This is a genomic window from Rahnella sp. EDr1-12, from assembly GCF_049206505.1.
GTDB lineage: Bacteria > Pseudomonadota > Gammaproteobacteria > Enterobacterales > Enterobacteriaceae > Rahnella > Rahnella rivi.
The window spans coordinates 1,924,416-1,943,355 of sequence record NZ_JBLZNY010000001.1; the positions used below are offsets into that span (position 1 = coordinate 1,924,416).

Genomic DNA, 18,940 nt, shown 5'->3' on the forward strand with positions numbered 1-18,940 from the left:
CTGAAGAGTGCCTAGTATCAAAGAACACATGCAAATCACCGACACCCCTGCGCTCACCCGCGGGGGTGTTATTTTTTGCCGACCGGCACCCCACTCGCATGAAGCGGGTGATGCAAAAGGAACCACGGAGAATGTTATGAGTAAACCGACACTGATCATCAATGAACTTGACGCAGAACGCCTGGACACACTGCTGGCACAACCTGCGTTTGCCAGCAGCCCGGTCGCCGACGCCCTGAATGAAGAGTTGGATCGCGCTGAGATTTTGCCGCCCGAGCAAATCCCTGCCGACGTGGTCACGATGAACAGTAAGGTGCGCTTCACAGAAGGTAAAGACGGCGAAGAACACATCCGCACGCTGGTGTATCCGGCGGCGCTGAAAGACAGCAACGAACAGTTGTCGGTGATGGCTCCGCTGGGCGCTGCGCTGCTCGGCCTGCGCGTCGGCGGAAGCATCACGTGGGAAATGCCCAATGGCGAGAACAGCCGCATCGAAGTGCTGGAGTTGTTGTTTCAGCCGGAAGCGGCAGGGGAACTGAGAAGTTAAGGTTTTTTTTGCAGAAGCCGCTGCCATCTCGGCCTCAATGAATACTGTGAAAGTTTCGGTTTCTCACGTGCGGTGATCGCTTAACTCGCAGCGCCGAAACCGACCAAGAGAGGGAAGTGCTTTCCCTCTCTTGGATCTCTCCCCGCTTTTTCAACACGCGCTTCGCTCGCTGGCTATGTTTCAGGTGCCGCAGTGATCGCCGCAAAATCCCGCCGCTGCGCGGTGCCCTACGGTCGGGTTACAACCCGCGCATACAGACGCGCGGTTTTCCACCTCTCCCTTCGGCGTGATTTTTGAATGCGGCTACAGCCTCTCAATCAAAAGCAGATTGGTTTTGAATTTGAATTTGAATTTAAGATCGTGCGGGCGATTCAGGGAGCTTGCTGAGCGAGAGGTTCGAGACCAGAGGCTCGAAACCCGGGAGAAGGCACCGCGTAGCGGCAAGATTTCCAGCCTGTCGCTGTGATACCTGAAGCGGAGCGCGCAGTTTACGACGTGGAGATCCCAAAGAGGGCTCGTCTTAGCCCTCTTTGGTCGGTTTCGGCGCAAGTGGCCGTGTGATCACCGCGATTGAGAAACCGAAATTTTCACCGCTGTAAACCGTTGAGTAGCCGCCTAAGCAGCGGCCATCTGCCTATTTAAACTTCTTGTGATTCTCGTTCCGGGTCGCTTTAAACCCTTCCGCTTCTTTCTTCGCTTCATCCACTTTACCGGCTTTCGCCAGTTCAGATGCCTTATCAATCTGGCCGATCAGCGTATCCATGCCTTTATGGTAATCCTGCATTTCCGGGCTGTCCGGCGCTTTGCCTTTCAGTTTCGGCGGCGTGGCTTTTTTTGCGTCTTCGGCAGCCGCTTTCATGTTTGCCAGACCCGTGGTCAGTTCGGCCTGATCGTTGGTTTTCAGCACTTTGCCGTAGTTATCGGCAATCGTGTCCATGTCCGTTTCTAAATCTGCTGCCAGAACTGCCGTGCTGCTTCCCAGCATGGCTAACACCGCTAACGCCATCAGTTGTTTACGCATGATCTTTCTCTCTATTGTTATTTATTTGTTTAATAAAACGACATTGCTTGTAAGGCTTTATAAAAATAGGCTGAGAGAGAGGAAAACGGGATGAATTTTTTGTAAAGAATTGAGGCAGCGGTCGGGCGACCGCTGCTTTGGGGAGGGTTATTCGCCGGCGATTTTCATTGCCGGTAACAGCACGGAACCACACTGGATATTGCTACGGGTTTCGATATCGCTGCCGATGGCGACCATATTGCGCCACATGTCTTTCAGATTGCCGGCAATGGTGATTTCGCTCACCGGATATTGAATCTCACCGTTCTCGACCCAGAAACCGGCTGCACCGCGCGAATAGTCACCGGTGACGCCGCTGACGCCCTGGCCCATCAGCTCTGTGACGACCAGACCTTTGTCGAGCTTACGCAACATACCGGCGAAGTCATCACCCTGACCGGCAATGCGCCAGTTGTGGATGCCGCCTGCGTGGCCGGTGGTTTGCAGGCCGAGCTTGCGGGCGGAATAACAGGTCATCAGCCAGGTTTGCAGTACGCCGTCTTTGACGATATCGCGACGCTGCGTGCGCACACCTTCACTGTCGAACGGCGTGGATGCCAGGCCCTGCAACAGATGCGGGTGCTCTTCAATCGTCAGCCACTCTGGCAGGATCTGCTCACCTAAGCTGTCGAGCAGGAAGGACGATTTACGGTAAATGCTGCCACCGCTGATCGCGCCCACCAGATGGCCGAACAAACCGGTCGCCACTTCGGAGGCGAACAGCACCGGAGCATGCATGGTGGGTAATTTACGCGGTGCCAGACGCGAAAGCGTGCGGCGAGCGCACTCCGCACCGACCCATTCCGGATCTTTCAGGTCACTCATTTTGCGGGCAATGGAATAGGCGTAATCGCGTTCCATGTCGCCTTCGTGTTCAGCAATTACTGAGGCGGAAATCGAATGACGCGTCGAGCAGTAACTTTGCAACATGCCGTGGCTGTTGCCGAATACGCGGATGCCGTAATGGCTGTTGAAACTGCCGCCTTCGGTGTTGGTGATGCGTTTGTCGGCTTTCAGCGCGGCCTGTTCTGCACGGGCTGCCAGTTCGATACTGCGATCGGGATCCAGCTCTTCCGGGTGGAATAAATCCAGATCCGGCGCATCAAACGCCAGCATCTCTTTGTCGGCCACGCCTGCGAACGGATCCGGCGACGTGTAACGGGCGATATCCAGCGCGGCCTGCACGGTGCGGGAAATGGCGTCCGGGCTGAGATCGGTAGAAGACGCGCTGCCTTTACGGTTCTGATAATAAACGGTGATGCCCAATGCGCCGTCGCTGTTGAACTCAACGTTCTCGACTTCACCAAAACGTGTACTGACGCCGATACCGGTGGTTTTACTGACCGCCACTTCTGCAGCATCTGAACCCGCTTTTGCCAGTTCCAGAGCCTGAGATACGGCTTGTTCGAGAGTTTTACGCTGCTGCGCAACTTGATTCACTACGTTCATCGGCATGCCATCGCTTATGAGATAAAAGGGATTGTTCTACACTGAGACAGAGAAACTTATACTTTTGAGTCTAACAGAGACTCGCCATAATTTCGCATTGCGTGCGGCGTTGATCAGACCGAAGTTGCAACAGAATAGCCATCTCTGTGGCATAATGCCGCCGAAGCAATAAAGCACAATCAAACTGACAGGATTACCTCGTTAAGAGGAAGCGCCCATGACAAAGAAAATTGACGACTGGCTCGATGACGTTCCCGAGAATAATGAGAACGATGAAGATGATGAGATCATCTGGGTCAGTAAAAGTGAAATCAAACGTGACGCCGAGGCGCTGAAAGATCTCGGTGCAGAAATGGTGGATCTGGGTAAAAACTCCCTCGATAAACTGCCACTGGACGAAGATCTGCGCGCCGCTATCGATTTAGCGCAGAAAATCAAGAAAGAAGGCCGTCGCCGCCAGCTTCAGCTGATCGGTAAAATGCTGCGCTCGCGCGACGTTGAACCGATTGAAACTGCGCTGGATAAACTGAAAAACCGCCACAACCAGCAGGTTTCGCTGTTCCATAAACTGGAAATGCTGCGTGACCGTCTGGTCGAAGAAGGTGATGATGCGGTGCCAACGGTGCTGGATTTATACCCGACCGCTGACCGTCAGCAACTGCGCGCCCTCATCCGCAATGCGCAAAAAGAGAAAGCGACCAACAAGCCGCCGAAATCTTACCGCCAGATTTTCCAGTATCTACGCGAACTGGCTGAAGGCCAGGAATAAAAAACAAAAACCCGCTTTGATGGCGGGTTTTTCTTTTCAGACTTTGGCTTTCGCAACAGGTTTATCGACCTGATTCAGCCGCAGCTTACCTTCCAGCTCTTCTTCCGCCTCTTCAAACAGCAAAATCAGTGCACCGAACCGCCGTTTACGGCTGGCATTCAGGTTGATGAAATCCACTTCAACCGGCAGTGCGATCCCGCCCGTTACTTCATCCCATAGTGCATCCAGATTCGCGCCGAAGCTGTCGGTCAGGGAAAACTGACGGACAAACTCGCGATAGAATGCGGGTAAATCCGGGATGTGATTAAAATCGAAGCTCACTTTTTTCATCGACATTACTCCACCCGAACAAAATGTTGATAATGGTCGCGGCTGACGTAAATCAGACCGTCGCTGGCAAACAGCAACCGGTCAGCGCCACGACGTCCGCAGCGATAGTTGATATCCGCCTCACGCCACACCCGTTTGCTGGCCGCCGGTAAACGCCCTTCCCGGTTAGAGAAACGGTCGCCGCCAATGGCTTTGCCCGGCAGCACATCGCATAAATTCCCGGCACGTGCGTCCCAGCCGGCTTCGCGGGCTTTTTTCTTGGTGATGTAATTGTCCGGCAGACGCTGGTGTTGACGCACATAGCTGACCACCGTTTTCTCGTCGGTGCCTGACACGATTGTGCCCTGATTGTATGTCGATTTTGCGACAGCCTGCCCGGCCATGCCCGACAGCCCCAACATCACCGCCGCCGCCATCAGCGTGCGCGAACGCAGCCCGTTAAATACCTTCATTGACGTCCTTTGTGCTTTGCCGGAAAGCACCGTTTCCGGCCCTTTGTTTGCTACTGATTATTGTTAACTAAAAGCGTCTTTCTGAAAAGACGACTTATAGATTTCCTAAATGTAACGTTTTCACCTGCAAATACTCTTCCAGCCCCAGCACCGATCCTTCACGTCCCAGCCCGGATTCTTTCACGCCGCCAAACGGTGCCGCTTCGTTGGAAATCGCGCATTCATTCACGCCAATCATGCCGCTTTCAATGGCGTCCGCGACGCGGAAAATACGTTGCAGATTCTGGCTGTAGAAATACGCCGCCAGCCCGAAAGGCGTGTCGTTGGCGCGCTTAATCACTTCTTCTTCCGTTTTGAAACGGAAACAGGCGGCAAGCGGGCCGAAGGTTTCTTCCTGCGCCACTTTCATGTCGTCGGTGGCATCAGCAATCACCGTCGGCTGGAAGAAGTTACCGCCGAGTTTATGACGCTCGCCGCCTTCCATCAGACGCCCGCCCTTCTCCAGCGCATCTTTGACGTGGTCTTCCACTTTCTCCAGCCCTTTGATGTCTATAAGCGGCCCGACGATAACGCCGTCGTCCATGCCGTTGCCGACCTTCAGTTTGCGGACTTCTTCCACCAGACGCGTCACGAAAGCATCGTAAACGCCGTCCTGCACGTAGATGCGGTTGATACAAACGCATACCTGCCCGGTGTTTCGGAATTTACAGGTGACGGCCCCTTTCACGGCAGCCTCGAGATCGGCGTCGTCAAACACGATATAAGGCGCGTTACCGCCCAGCTCCATCGACACTTTTTTCATCGTATCGGCGCTGTTGCGCACCAGCGTTTTGCCCACTTCCGTCGAACCGGTAAAGGAGACTTTGCGCACTTTGTCGCTGGCCATGATCGCATCGCTGATGGCATGGGTATCACCGGCCACGCCGTTGATCACGCCGTCCGGTACACCGGCGTCTTTCGCCAGTTGCAGCAGGGCGAAGGCCGAGAGCGGTGTGTTATTGGCCGGCTTGATAAGACCGGTACACCCTGCTGCCAGCGCAGGGCCGAGTTTGCGGGTCAGCATCGCCAGCGGGAAATTCCACGGGGTGATCGCCGCCACCACGCCGACCGGTTCGCGGGTTGCCAGAATACGTGAACCGGATTTCGCCGGAGGGATGATTTCGCCGTTGGCGCGCTTGGCTTCCTCACTGAACCACTGCAGATAGCTGGCGGCGTAATCGACTTCGCCCAGCGCCTCTTTCAGCGGCTTACCCTGCTCCGCCACCATCAGCTCGCCGAGAAACTGTTTGTTCTCCAGCATCAGCTGATACCAGCGGTACAAAATTTCAGAACGCGCTTTGGCCGTGGTTTTTCTCCACGCAGGGAAAGCCTCGCTGGCGGCCTTGATCGCTGCTTCGGTTTCCGCTTTTCCGGCTTTCGCCACTTTGGCGACGATCTCTCCCGTGGCCGGATCCCGCACATCAAACGTCGTTTTCGCCTCGTGCCATTTCCCGCCGGTGAAATAGCCGGTCTTAAATAAAGGATGTTTGGACAGTTTTTGGTATTGGGCAGACATGGTAAATCCTCCTGACGTGCGCCGTTTAAAGCAGTGAATAGCAATAAGTATAGCGGCTTAAGAGGAAGCGTCTCTCAGACAGCACTGAGAGACACAGGTCGCAAAGTCGAATGTCACACGTTCACAACGTCATAGCCGGTCAGTAAACTGCGTGATGAATCACCCATTGATTAAGGAAAAAGGGATGTCGACACGCATAAAAATGAACATCGGTGAGCTGTATACGGACATGGGCGAAGGCTTGCCGGAGGAACGCCGCGCGGGAAAAGAGCGGGTGTACGATTACAATCTGACCCGCCCGTCAGAAGAAGAGACACGCCAGCGGATGCTCAAAGACATCATGGGCAGCCTGGGCGAGAACGGCTGGATTGAGCCGCCGTTGCGCGTCGCTTACGGCACACACACTCACATCGGTAAAAACTTCTACGCCAACTTCAATCTGACCCTGGTGGATGACGCCACCGTGACCATCGGCGATAACGTGATGTTCGCGCCGAACGTGACGCTCGCCACCGCCGGGCACCCGATCGACCCGGACATCCGCATCACCGGGCAACAGTTCTCGCAGCCTATCGTTATTGAAGACAACGTCTGGCTGGGCGCGGGGGTGATAGTCAATCCGGGGGTGACGATTGGCCGTAACAGCGTGATTGGTGCGGGCAGCGTGGTGACGAAATCCATTCCTGCCAACGTGGTCGCGGTGGGCGTGCCTTGCCGCGTGATGCGTGCCATCAGCCCGCAAGATCGCCACGCCTTTGTGACCTCAGAACGTGATTAATAAAAAAGGCCGGTGCGTTACCGCATCGGCCCTGTGGTCTTTACGCCGGTAACTATCGGCTTATGCCAGGAATGAATGCTGATAGCGGTGCAGCATGTCAGTCAGGCGACGAACCGGTTCGGTGACTTTAAGCGGCGCATCGTACTCGACCAGTTTTTCCTGATACTCGCCCAGCTCTTTCAGCAGACGCTGATAATAATACGTCCGTTTCCCTTCGCCCGATGACGACACCACGTGGTCTGCCGTATTACGGATTTTCTTATGGAATGCCGACAGTTCATCGTTCACTGGCACTTCCGCCATCTTCATCCGCTGATGCGCGATAATCAGCATCAGCGCCAGACGGTATTTACCGATGTCATTCGGGAACATCACCAGCAGTTGGTTGAGCTGATGATAGAGCGCCGGAAGATGGTTTTCGCGGCGGCGATAAGCCTTGGTGGTCAGTGCCGACACCGCGCTGCTCATGAAGCGGTTGAGCAAGGTACGGCCCGTTTTTTCGCGCGATTTATCGCGAATAATCAGCAACACCGCCATCGCAATCACCGTCCCAATGGCCTGCCCCATCGCGCTATCCAGAAACGCAGTAACGTTAAATTTCATCGGGTTACTGAGCACCAGAATATTGATGGTGCCCGCCAGCAACCCGAGCATACCGAGGCGGCGCTTGGTCACTTCGATACCGATGAAGAAGGTGAAAATCCCCAGCATCAGACACAGCAGGAACAGACTTTGCTGCGTGGCGGGCATGATCAGCATAAACATCATCGAACCCACCGGAATAGCCAGCAGCATACCGACGATGAAATCCATCGCCATCCCTTTTGGGTTAGGGGTACGCATCGCCAGCGAGGTCACGACGGCGATGATAATCACGCAGCCGCTGGCCGAGGTCCAGCCGGTCCACAGCCACATCAGGCAGCCGATAGCGGTGGCAGTGAACGTTCGCAGACCGTTGATCATCGCATGATGGCGCTCTGCCGACACAGGGCGCACCACCACTTCGCCATCGAGCACGCCGCTTTCAATGGTGCTGATACTGCTGTTGGTCTGGATGCCTTTCATCAGCAACAGCGCGCGGGTGCCCGCACCGGTCCAGGCGCTCAGGGTTATCAGGACGTTATCACTGTGCGAGCCGGTGATGGCCTGCCGTAATTGTTTCATCCGGCGGTGAACATCTGCCACCGTCTCCGCCGGTTCATCGAACATCATTTTCAGTTCCGGCGATAACCGTTCCGGCGTGCCTTGCAGGATCAGATAGGTTTCGCAGGCCTGAGTGATCATGCTCAGCGACGTGCTGTGCAGCGCTTTCAGACGCCGGTTGCAGCGCTGCCAGCGTGACGACTCCATCATCAGGCTGCTGCGCATACCGTTCAGCGCCGTGGTGCTCTTCACCAGATTATTCCACGATTTATCAATGTCTTCTTTCGAGGCGTTGTTCACGCAAATCCGCATCAGCGCGAACTGATCGAGCATCAGCTGGCTGACAGCGCGGTCGATATCTTTTTTGATAGAACGGGGAGAAAACAGTAAGTCAGCGACGATGGCGCAACAAATCCCAAGGACGATTTCACTGCACCGCTCCACCGCAAACTGCGGCGTTTGCAACGGCGCCGACGCGGAAGTCACGACGATAATCAGTGCCGTATAACCCGCCAGACCCAGCGCATACGAGTTCTCGATGCGCACCAGCGATGACCACCAGGTGCAGACACCCGCCCAGATACAGCACAACAACAGCATCACTACCGGCGCGCGCGCCGTGGCAATCACAATCACCAGTGCAGCAATACAGCCGATAAAGGTGCCGATCACCCGCAGAAAACCACGGTGGCGGATTGCCCCGGCGAACGGCTCACCGCCGGCGGCCAGCGCCGGGCCGGAGGTCACGATGGCGGCGGTCATGGCCGACCAGCGCGGGGTTTCGAGTTGCAGATAGAACCCGAGCACAAGCGCGCCGAGGATCGCGAACGTCAGCTTAAATGCAAAACGCACGCGTGGGATAAGTACACTATTCATTTTCCGGCCTTAGCCAAACTCTCTCAGGCGATGTAACAGACGGCGGAACGGAGAACCTTCATTCTGCTGACGGTCGTGGCTGCCGGTGATCACAACGGTCGCCGTTGTCCCGGCCGGGTACGGATGTTGCTGGTCGGCATCATCAAGCACGATTTTCACCGGCACGCGCTGCGCCAGACGCACCCATTCGAGATTACTGTCGATGGTCGCCAGACCGTTAGTCGCCGCAGAAGAAGAGCTGTTGGTGACCGCTGCTGCCACGCTGTCGACCCTGCCGTGCATGATGCGGTTGCTGCCGAGCGGCGTAATTTCCACGCGATCGCCCTTGCTCAGGCCGGACAGTTTGGTTTCTTCCAGATAAGCCAGAATGTAGAAGGAGTTTTTCTTCACTAACGCCACGGCCGTAGAACCACGGTTGATGTAGTTCCCCGGATGCACGGTAAGGTTAGTCACCCAGCCATCTGCCGGAGCCACCACCACGGTGCGCTGTAAATCGAGCACCGCCAGATCACGTGCTGCCTGAGCCTTCGCCAGCTGATGCTGGGCGGTTTGCAGAACATTATTCGCCTGGTCTATCTCTTCCTGCGACATCGCCTGCACGCCCAGTTTCACGCGGCGTCCGGCTTCGCGTCTTTTCTCGGCGGCCAGTGCCTGATAATACGCCACGTCAGCGCTCGCTTCGTCCAGCGCCTGCTGATAACGCGGCTGGTCGATTTTGAACAGAATTTGCCCCTTCTTCACCAGCTGGTTGTCCGTGATCGGGACATCGGTAATCAGGCCGGTCACGTCGGGCGCGATAGAGACGACGTCGGCGGTAAATTTTGCATCACGGGTCCACGGTGATTCCGTGTAGAACGCCCAGGCTTTGAAAATAGCGATGACAGCCAGAACGACAAGGATCAGCGTAATTGCATAACGTATTATTTTTATAGAGAAATTTTTCACAACGCCCTCAGACGAACATGCAGGAGATCAGGTAGAAAAGACAGCAATACAATGCTGTGTTGAACAACGCCGGGTGCCAGACAAAGTCGTAGATCCCGGTGGGCTGCAAGACGCGTCGCAGCAGGAAAAACACGACCAGCGCCAGCAGTATTTCAAAAAACACCGGGGGAAACGACAATCCGAAAATCACCATTACCGGAAGCAAACTCATCAAAAATTCCTTACATTATGACGACGGGCAGTATGACCAGAGAAAGGTGTGGTGAGCCCCGCGCACACATTATTCATTATTTTAGGCAACAGCTCACAAACCCGGAGATAAATCTTCACGGGAAGTGACGACGAAAACTGTGGGGTTGCCAGGGAAGTGTGCGAAGGTAAGCCGTCAGGAAAATGCGACCTGATGGTTATCGCCCGGGAGAGTATATTAGCCTGCTTATTATCAAGTGATCAACGTTAGGTGATCTAAATCACTTTTAAGCCAGGATTAACAATGGACCGATTAAAGCGTATGTCAATTTTCGCCCAGGTGGTTGAAAGCGGCTCATTTACCGCGGCGGCACGACGTCTCGACATGAGCGTTTCCGCCATCAGCCAGACGATTTCAAAACTTGAAAATGACTTACAAATCAAATTGCTAAACCGAAGCACACGCAGCATTGGCCTGACTGAAGCCGGAAAGATTTACTATCAGGGCTGCCGGAAAATGCTGCAAGACGTGCGCGAAGTGCATGAGCAATTATACGCCTTCAACAACACACCCACCGGCACGTTGCGCATCGGCAGCTCATCGACAATGGCACAAAATGTTCTTGCTGCCATGACTGCCGAGATGCTCAGTGAATATCCCGGCCTGACAGTTAATCTGGTCACCGGCATTCCGGCGCCGGATCTGATCGCCGACGGCTTAGACCTGGTGATCCGCGTCGGGGCGTTGCAGGATTCCAGCCTGTTCTCCACAAAACTCGGCTCGATGCCCATGGTGGTGTGTGCCGCGCGCAGCTATCTGGCTCAGCACGGCACGCCGGAAAAACCGGCGGATATGGTGAATTTCTCATGGCTGGAATACAGCGTGCGCCCCGACAGCGAGTTTGAACTGATCGCGCCCGAGGGAATTACCACCCGGATCAATCCGCAGGGGCGTTTCGTCACCAATGATTCGCAAACGATGATCCGCTGGCTGAAAGCCGGGGTGGGTATCGCTTATGTGCCGCTGATGTGGATCATCGAAGAAATCAATGCCGGGGAAGTGGAGATTTTGTTCCGCAGCTACCAGTCAGATCCTCGCCCGGTTTACGCGCTGTATACCGAAAAAGACAAATTGCCGCTGAAAGTGCAGGTATGCATTAACTATCTGACGGATTACTTCAAACAGGTCAGTAAGGTGTATCAGGGCTACAGGCAGGGGAAAAAGGGTACGACGTGGGGGTAAACCTCCCCTGATCAGGGGAGGCTAAAACAAAACTTAAGCGGTACCGCCCACCGTCAGATTATCCAGTTTCAGGGTTGGCTGACCAACCCCGACCGGCAGGCTCTGGCCTTCTTTGCCACACACACCGACGCCTTTATCGAGCGCCAGATCGTTACCTACCATGGAAATCTGCTGCATCGCTTCGATACCCGACCCGATCAGCGTCGCGCCTTTCACCGGTTTAGTGATGCGACCATTTTCAATCAGATACGCTTCGGACGTTGAGAACACGAACTTGCCGGACGTGATATCCACCTGACCACCGCCGAAGTTCGGCGCATACAGGCCGTATTCGACGCTGCTGATAATCTCTTCCGGCGTAGATTTTCCTGCAAGCATGTAGGTGTTGGTCATGCGTGGCATCGGCAGGTGCGCATACGACTCACGACGGCCATTACCGGTCGGCGCTACGCCCATCAGGCGCGCATTCAGTTTGTCCTGCATGTAACCTTTCAGCACACCGTTTTCGATCAACACGTTGTACTGGCCCGGCACGCCTTCATCGTCAATCGCCAGTGAACCGCGCAGGCCGTGCATAGTACCGTCATCGACGACGGTACACAGTTCGGACGCCACCAGTTTACCCATCTGACCGCTAAAGACGGACGTTCCGCGACGGTTGAAATCACCTTCCAGGCCGTGTCCGACCGCTTCGTGCAACAGCACGCCCGGCCAGCCTGCGCCCAGAACCACCGGCATCCCACCCGCAGGGGCGGCGACAGCGGTCAGATTGAGCAATGCCATACGCACTGCGTCACGCGCGAACGCTTCGGCGCGCACTTCACCGTTAACCGTTTCGAGGAAATAATCATAACCGACGCGCGCACCGCCGCCGCTGGAGCCGCGTTCACGGCGGCCATCCTGCTCGACCAGCACGCTCACGGACAGGCGAACCAGCGGACGGATATCTGCCGCCAGCGTACCGTCAGTGGCGGCCACCAGCACCGTTTCATACACACCGGTAATGCTGGCGCTGACTTCCTGCACACGTTTATCCGCAGCGCGGGCGATTTTGTCCACGCGATGCAAAAGCTCAATTTTCGCTTCACGCGGCAGGCTTTGCAGCGGATCCAGCGCGGAGTACAGGGGCGGGTAGGCCACTTCGCCCAGCGTGCGCGTTTTGCCATTGCCCTGTTCGCGGACAATGCTGCGCGCAGCGGTGGCGCTTTGATTTAAGGCATTGAGGGTGATCTGGTCGGCATAAGCGAAACCGGTCTTCTCGCCGCTGATGGCACGCACGCCCACGCCCTGATCGATATTGTAAGAACCGTCTTTGATGATGCTGTCTTCGATTACCCAGGCTTCATGGAAGCTGGACTGGAAAAAGAGATCGGCGTAATCGAGGCGACGTTCTGACAACTGGCCCAAAACGGAAAACAGATCCTGATGACTCAGATTATTGGCAGTTAGTAACTGCTCACTGACTAAGGCCAGACTCATAGATGTTCACTCTCTTTTAGACGAAAATCCGGCGGACTCAAGCGTAATGCGTCGCTCAGTGCGCCGGACAATCCATTGTTACAAGGTTATTAACAGCCTAACACAGCCCGGACAAGGTTGCCTGCCGCCATCCTGAATGGGATTACTGCGCGGCAGCAGCCTTCGGCGCGGTGACGGGTTTACGCAGAATTTCATTGATACGCGGCTCCGCGATGGTGCCGGTGATCTGATAGCGGATCAGCGAAATTTTATTCCACAGCGGTGCCAGCACTTTACTGGCTGCAAACACGGCCACGCCCACCACAGGGTTTATCACAAACGCCGTTGCCACGCCGACGGTGGCTGAAATTTCCGGCGCGATGACCGCTTCCAAATCCAGTTTCTGACTCACAAAGTTGACCTTACCGGTGATGGCGATATCCGCCGCCAGGCCGTCAACCAGCAGATCATCGGTATGCAGCGTGCCGTCTTTTATCCAGGCGGTCGATTTGATCGAGTCAAAATAGAAGCCCTGACCGAAGGTGTCGCTGAAATCGAGGCGCAACTTACGCAGCAACGCATCGAAGCTGACCAGACGCAGTAACTGCCCGGCGCGACCACCGCCAACGTCGGCGATTTCACCTTTACCGAGCTCGTTTTTCAGCGTGCCGTTGAGCGTGCTGACATCCGGTTTCCAGGGGACAGATTTCCAGTGCAGGTCAAAATTCACATCAAAAGGCGCACCTTTCAGCGGTGTGGTGACACCGAAGAATGACATCGCCTGATCGATATTTTTACCACTCAGTTTACCTTTCAGGCCGGTATTCTCGCCCTGATCGTTCTGTTTCCAGTCGCCCTGTACGTCCAGTCGTGCAACACCGGTGTCGATCAGGCCGTTGCGCAGCATTAACTGATCGCCCTGCGGGGTCACATCGGCGTTCACCTTGCGGAAATTCTGGCCGAGGAACCAGCAGGCTTCGCAGCGCAGTTGCACCGCAGGCCAGCTGGCGAAGGAAATTTTGTCATTGCCCGTTGGGTTCGACGCCGGTTTACCGCTCTCCGACACGTCTGCCACCGTCCATTGCGGATTGAAATACAGGTAGCGCAGGTTTGCCAGCCACGGGCCGGTGTCATTCATGTTCAGCGTGCCGTCGATCTCCTTGCCTTTGGCGGCAATCGCCAGCCCCTGATGCCCCTGCGTTGATCGCAGCGTCAGGTCATTCCACACCTGGCCGCCCAGCGTCAGCGCCGGCGTGGTGAGGATAATTTCATGCGGGAAGCTGAAGCCGGCCATTTTACTGCTGCCGCTGCCCTGCGTCGCTTTCTCCGGCGACAAGAGTCCGAGCCAGCTTTCACCGTCCAGCGCCGGAAGGTTAAGCGTCAGGCTGCTGTCTTGCGGCAACGCCGGTGTTTTCTTGGTGTTCGCCTGCCAGGAGGCGCGGTCCAGTTTGAGCTGTTTACCCAGCAGCCAGCGGCTGTTGAAATGATCTTTCCCGGCCAGCACGCCTTCAAGATTGAAGCTGTGCAAATCGCCTTTCACCTTCACCAGCAGCGGCATAGAATGGCCAGCTTTCTTAGCGAGAGGATCCGGTAAGTGACTGCTTACATCTTTCAGATCGGCATTCACATCAACGGTATAATTCGGCGTGCCTTTGTGCGGCAGGGCAATATTGACGTCAGCCTTCCACGGCGTACCGCCGGAAATTTTGCTGGCGGCCACCGCAGGCAACCCTGGCAACTTAGACAACTGCCAGTTCGCATCCAGACCCACCTGAATCTTAAAGTCGTCTGCCAGTTCCTGCGTACTGAACATCACGTTGATCGGTTGCCCGAACCAGTTGCCGGTCATTCTGTTGCTTTGCAGATTCCCGTTGTCATAACTGAACTCCCCGCTGAGGTGGCTGATGGTGCTTTCCAGCGGTTTGATCAGCAGGCTGTTATCTTTGAGCGTCACGCCGCCGGTAGCACGAACCAGTTCGCCGTCGAGCGGAATATCCAGATGTAAGCGACCATTCACTTCGCCGCTGATTTGCAGCTCCTGCAAAGCGCTGCCGAGCGAGTCGTGCAGCGGCGTGTTCATGAAATAATCACCGATATCTTTGCCGGAACCGCGCAGATCAGAATCGACAAACAGCTTTTCTTTCAGGTAATCCGGGATATTGGCAACTACGTTGTTGCCATCTACGTTGCCCAATTTGGTGTGCGCGGCTTTCATGAACAAACCGTCGTTCAGAAAATCGAGATCGATATCCAGATCGGTCAGCGCGGGCCATTCAGGCTGGAACTGGAAGGTCGAGTGGCGCAACGGCACCCACACCTGGAACTGCCCTTCGTTATTTTTGAACGGGAAGTGATGCGGATTGCCGTTGAAGGTCAGCGTGGCGTTATCCACCTGCCCGGCCTGGATCGCACCGGTGAGATAATCCACCAGATGTTTGCCCATCAGCTTTTCGGGGAAGTAACGCCACGCCTGACCGGCGTCGTACAGGCGGATACCGGCCAGAATACTCAGCCACGGATCGCCGTTCGCAGGCTGGTTGTAGTGGAAGTCGCCCTTCGCCCACAGCGCGTCTGCTTTGACATCCACGTCTTTACCGGACAATGCCCAGCCGTCTTTATCGTTGGTCCAGTTGAATGAGCCGGTTGCGGCACTGACGTTCAGCGGCGCGCGGAACATCTCACCATAAGGCAACTGGCTGTCTTGTAATTTGACGTTCAGCTGGCCGCCGGCGACGCTGCCTTTCAGGCTGCCATTGAAATGATTGATGCCAGGCAATAATTCCCAACGCTGCCAGCTGACATCGTGCCAGTTAGCAATAAAGCGGGTGTGCTCGGGTTGTTTGAGAGGAATATCCAGCGCCAGGCTGTCGACCTTGCCCGACGGTTTCAGATCCTGCCAGCGTTCGAGCAGAGCAGGCGTCAGGAATGAGAAGGTCGGTATCACCGGACCAAGGCGTTCCAGTTGCAAATTGGTACCCCGAATACGCAACTCTTCACCCTGCGAGGGGCCCAGGAATTCGTTGTTTTCCGGCAGGTACAGCGCGTCCAGAGTGCCTTTTGGCCAGGCCACGCCGTCCGTTTTGATGTTCAGTTGCTTCGTACCAAGCTGCCAGCCATTCCCCTGACGATTGCCGTGCAGCGTCAGGTTATCCACGTCCAGACGATGTTGGTCATCGCCGGTTTTCCAGGTCGCAGAACCGGTTTTCAGCAGCGCATCACCGGCGTACACATCGCCGTTGCGCACGGTAAGCCAGGCCGCCAGACTGAAATTGGCACTCTCAAGGCCGGTGTTGCTGCGCAGCCAGCGGCTGAACCACGGCTTCATATCGATATCATCAGCTTGCAGGTAAATCTTGCCGTTGTTGAGCAATCCGTTGGAATCATTGAGATCCATACGCACCTGCACCACACCATGTTGACCGTTGAAACTCGACAGACTCAGCTGGCCTTCCGCACGGTGGCGGTTATGGGTGTTGAGCCAGGTCAGTTGCGGGATGTCGAATTCGGCGCGCGGGCCGGACGGTGTCAGGAAGGAAATACGGCTGTCGCGCAAATCGAAGTGATCGACCTGCTTAAGGAAAATATCGCTGATGCGGTTTGGCTTGAGGCCATTGCCCTGATTGTTGTCTCCGCCCAGCGTGCTGTTCAGATCCAACTGCATGTTATAGAAAGTGAGATCGCGGAACTGCCAGCGCAGATGCAGCATCGACTGCCAGACATCCAGCGCCAGGGTGATGCGCTGAACCTTCAGGGTGGAATCCGGCAACGTCACCTGCAGGCCCCGGACCTCCATGATCGGGCCAAAGGTCTTCCAGCTGGCACTGATCTGTGACAGTTCGATCGGCACGCCCGTCGCAGATTCGACTTTCGCGACCAGCTGGTTCTGGAAACGGCTCAACTGAGGCAACGCCAGACGTAAGCCACTGATCACCAAAGCCACTATCACGACAAGGGTTGCGCTGGTGGTTAATAAAATACCGGGCAGTCGCCTCAAACTTCTCTCCTTGTTTTCCATTCCATGCGGGTTCGCTCCCGTACAGACGGCAATGGAAACCTGTAACTTCTTGATGCGTCTGGCACGTTGGCTCAGATCACATCATCACGACGTCGAACTGCTCCTGACTGTAGAGCGGCTCCACCTGCACTTTGACCTGTTTGCCGACGAAAATTTCGACTTCAGCCAGTGCATGGGATTCCTCGCCCTTCAGCGCTTCGCCCACTGCCGCAGAGGCGTAGACCAGGAAGCGGTCGGAATCATACGCATGATGCACGCGCACGATTTCACGCAATATTTCATAGCAAACCGTTTCGACGGTTTTCACAGTGCCGCGCGCATGACAGGTCGGACAATCGCTGCAAAGAACATGCTCGACGCTTTCGCGGGTGCGTTTGCGGGTCATTTCCACCAGTCCCAGCGCGGAGAAGCCGTGAATACCGGTTTTCACACGGTCTTTCGACAGCGCCTGCTCGAGGCTGTGCAACACGCGACGGCGGTGATCCTCATTCGACATATCAATAAAGTCGATGATGATAATGCCGCCCAGATTACGTAACCGCAGCTGACGGGCAATCGCCTGTGTCGCTTCGGTATTGGTGTTGAAAATGGTGTCTTCCAGATTGCGATGGCCAACAAACGCGCCGGTGTTGATATCCACCGTCGTCATGGCTTCAGTCTGATCGATAATCAGGTAGCCGCCAGACTTAAGTTCCACCTTGCGCTCGAGGGCGCGCTGGATCTCATTTTCCACATCGAACAGATCGAAAATAGGCTGCTTGCCGTTGTAATGTTCCAGCTTGCTGGTCATTTCCGGCATGTATTCGCTGGTGAATTCGACCAGCAATTCATAGGTCAGGCGGGAATCGACACGAATACGATCCAGCGCTTCACCGGCAAAATCACGCAGGACACGGTGCGCCAGCGCCAGTTCGCCATACAGCTTGTATTTGGTTTTGTTGCGACGTTTGCGCTCCATCACCTTCGTCCACAGGCGCTTGAGATAAGCCGCATCCTGCTTAAGTTCTTCTTCGCCCACACCTTCGGCCGCCGTACGGATAATGTAGCCGCCGTGCTCGTCACAATATTCAGAGACGATGCGCTTGAGGCGATCGCGTTCCGCTTCGCTTTCTATACGTTGTGAGACGCCAACGTGCGATGCTCCGGGCATAAACACCAGATAACGTGAAGGCAACGTGATGTCGGTAGTCAGACGCGCGCCTTTGGTGCCGAGGGGATCTTTCACCACCTGCACCATCAGATCCTGGCCCTGATGCACCAGCTCTGCGATGTCACGCACATTGAAATTTTTCTGCTCATCACGGGCAACGCATTCGGTATGCGGCATGATGTCTGAAGCGTGTAAAAACGCTGCTTTTTCAAGGCCGATATCAACAAAAGCCGCCTGCATTCCAGGCAAAACGCGGCTGATACGTCCTTTATAAATATTGCCGGCAATCCCGCGCTTGGTTTCGCGCTCAATATGGATTTCCTGCAGAATGCCACCGTCGATGTAGGCCACGCGTGTCTCGGACGGGGTGACATTGACCAGTAATTCAGCTGTCATGTTTTCTCCTAAGCTCGCGTAAGGCAGCAAATTCATTGAGCAGTTCCTGGGTTTCCACCAGAGGAAGCCCCACCACTGCATAGTAACTGCCGCGAATTTCACGGACGAAACAACCGCCCTTTCCCTGAATACCGTAAGCGCCCGCTTTATCCATGGGCTCACCGCTCAGAATATAGTGTGCAATGTCATCGGCGGATAGTGAACGGAAGGTGACATCGGTCACAACCAACGTACTGAGGCAATCACGCCGGTCAGCAAAAGCGACGGCGGTCATCACCTGATGTTGTCTGCCAGACAATGCAGTAAGCATAACAGCGGCTTGCGATTCGTCGCGCGGCTTTTCCAACACTTTACCGTCGAGAACCACAATGGTGTCGGCGCCCAGAACAGGAAGATCCTCATCTGCAACCGCCACACCGGCCCGCGCTTTATCTTTCGCCAGACGCAAAACGTAAGCGTCGGGTGCCTCATCCTGCTGGCGTTCTTCCGCTACGTCGGTGATCAGACGCTCAAAGGGCAGATCCAGTAAAGCCAGCAATTCACGACGGCGTGGCGAACCGGAAGCGAGATAAAGTGCGGTCATAA

General features: G+C 55.4%; 16 protein-coding genes. 4 read left to right on the forward strand and 12 right to left on the reverse strand.

Translation table 11 applies throughout. The annotated features are described in order from the left end of the window. The first annotated feature begins 136 nt into the window (after positions 1-136). Complete coding sequence (gene rnk, locus ACO0U8_RS08860; RefSeq protein WP_056776220.1) at positions 137-547, forward strand: nucleoside diphosphate kinase regulator; 411 nt, start codon at positions 137-139, stop codon at positions 545-547. A gap of 634 nt (positions 548-1,181) precedes the next feature. Here rnk and cybC read toward each other — a convergent pair. Both cybC and pmbA read right to left on the reverse strand, forming a co-directional pair. Further along, the gene (cybC, locus tag ACO0U8_RS08865; protein WP_390974073.1) at positions 1,182-1,568 is read right to left on the reverse strand and encodes a cytochrome b562; all 387 of its coding nucleotides are present in this window, start codon (positions 1,566-1,568) and stop codon (positions 1,182-1,184) included. 147 nt (positions 1,569-1,715) lie between these two features. Beyond that, entirely contained in the window at positions 1,716-3,056 is a 1,341-nt protein-coding gene (gene pmbA / locus ACO0U8_RS08870; protein ID WP_122094468.1) for a metalloprotease PmbA, read from the reverse strand. Positions 3,057-3,273: 217 nt separating this feature from the next. Between pmbA and yjgA the strand changes: the two genes are divergently transcribed. Next, positions 3,274-3,825 carry a ribosome biogenesis factor YjgA gene (gene yjgA / locus ACO0U8_RS08875; RefSeq protein ID WP_056776213.1) on the forward strand — a complete coding sequence of 184 codons (552 nt, stop codon included), beginning with the start codon at positions 3,274-3,276 and terminating at the stop codon, positions 3,823-3,825. A 36-nt stretch (positions 3,826-3,861) separates the two neighbouring features. Here the strand turns inward: yjgA and ACO0U8_RS08880 are convergent, their stop codons facing one another. The 3 genes from ACO0U8_RS08880 to ACO0U8_RS08890 form a co-directional block, all read right to left on the reverse strand. After that, positions 3,862-4,155, reverse strand: a complete 294-nt coding sequence (locus tag ACO0U8_RS08880) for a barstar family protein (protein WP_421670625.1) — start codon at positions 4,153-4,155, stop codon at positions 3,862-3,864. 5 nt (positions 4,156-4,160) lie between these two features. Beyond that, a complete protein-coding gene (locus ACO0U8_RS08885; protein WP_421670626.1) occupies positions 4,161-4,607 on the reverse strand; it encodes a ribonuclease domain-containing protein in 447 nt (148 codons plus the stop codon). A 94-nt stretch (positions 4,608-4,701) separates the two neighbouring features. Further along, complete coding sequence (locus tag ACO0U8_RS08890; protein WP_217204476.1) at positions 4,702-6,162, reverse strand: NAD-dependent succinate-semialdehyde dehydrogenase; 1,461 nt, start codon at positions 6,160-6,162, stop codon at positions 4,702-4,704. Positions 6,163-6,346: 184 nt separating this feature from the next. Here ACO0U8_RS08890 and ACO0U8_RS08895 point away from each other — a divergent pair, with 184 nt between their 5' ends. Next, a complete protein-coding gene (locus tag ACO0U8_RS08895) occupies positions 6,347-6,940 on the forward strand; it encodes a sugar O-acetyltransferase (RefSeq protein ID WP_421670627.1) in 594 nt (197 codons plus the stop codon). A gap of 60 nt (positions 6,941-7,000) precedes the next feature. Here ACO0U8_RS08895 and aaeB read toward each other — a convergent pair whose 3' ends face one another. Genes aaeB through aaeX form a run of 3 tightly spaced genes read right to left on the reverse strand, consistent with a single transcriptional unit; the run spans position 7,001 to position 10,115 of the window. Beyond that, entirely contained in the window at positions 7,001-8,959 is a 1,959-nt protein-coding gene (gene aaeB, locus ACO0U8_RS08900) for a p-hydroxybenzoic acid efflux pump subunit AaeB (RefSeq protein ID WP_390974064.1), read from the reverse strand. 9 nt (positions 8,960-8,968) lie between these two features. Next, positions 8,969-9,904 carry a p-hydroxybenzoic acid efflux pump subunit AaeA gene (gene aaeA / locus ACO0U8_RS08905; protein ID WP_122094476.1) on the reverse strand — a complete coding sequence of 312 codons (936 nt, stop codon included), beginning with the start codon at positions 9,902-9,904 and terminating at the stop codon, positions 8,969-8,971. A 7-nt stretch (positions 9,905-9,911) separates the two neighbouring features. Continuing rightward, positions 9,912-10,115: a p-hydroxybenzoic acid efflux pump operon protein AaeX gene (aaeX, locus tag ACO0U8_RS08910; protein ID WP_015698919.1), complete on the reverse strand. Its 204-nt coding sequence runs from the start codon at positions 10,113-10,115 to the stop codon at positions 9,912-9,914. 282 nt (positions 10,116-10,397) lie between these two features. On the opposite strand from aaeX, the gene aaeR reads away from it, so the two are divergent. Continuing rightward, entirely contained in the window at positions 10,398-11,336 is a 939-nt protein-coding gene (gene aaeR, locus ACO0U8_RS08915) for an HTH-type transcriptional activator AaeR (RefSeq protein WP_056776195.1), read from the forward strand. A 33-nt stretch (positions 11,337-11,369) separates the two neighbouring features. Here the strand turns inward: aaeR and tldD are convergent, their stop codons facing one another. The 4 genes from tldD to ACO0U8_RS08935 form a co-directional block, all read right to left on the reverse strand. After that, a complete protein-coding gene (gene tldD, locus ACO0U8_RS08920; RefSeq protein WP_056776193.1) occupies positions 11,370-12,815 on the reverse strand; it encodes a metalloprotease TldD in 1,446 nt (481 codons plus the stop codon). Positions 12,816-12,957: 142 nt separating this feature from the next. Continuing rightward, the gene (yhdP, locus tag ACO0U8_RS08925; protein ID WP_421670628.1) at positions 12,958-16,788 is read right to left on the reverse strand and encodes an AsmA2 domain-containing protein YhdP; all 3,831 of its coding nucleotides are present in this window, start codon (positions 16,786-16,788) and stop codon (positions 12,958-12,960) included. Positions 16,789-16,885: 97 nt separating this feature from the next. Next, positions 16,886-18,355, reverse strand: coding sequence for a ribonuclease G (rng, locus tag ACO0U8_RS08930; protein WP_056776189.1), 1,470 nt, complete (start codon positions 18,353-18,355; stop codon positions 16,886-16,888). After that, positions 18,345-18,938 (reverse strand): Maf family protein, encoded by a 594-nt coding sequence (locus ACO0U8_RS08935; protein WP_122094480.1) that lies wholly within the window; start codon positions 18,936-18,938, stop codon positions 18,345-18,347. Before ACO0U8_RS08935 ends, rng begins: the two co-directional genes overlap by 11 nt. Positions 18,939-18,940: the final 2 nt, after the last annotated feature.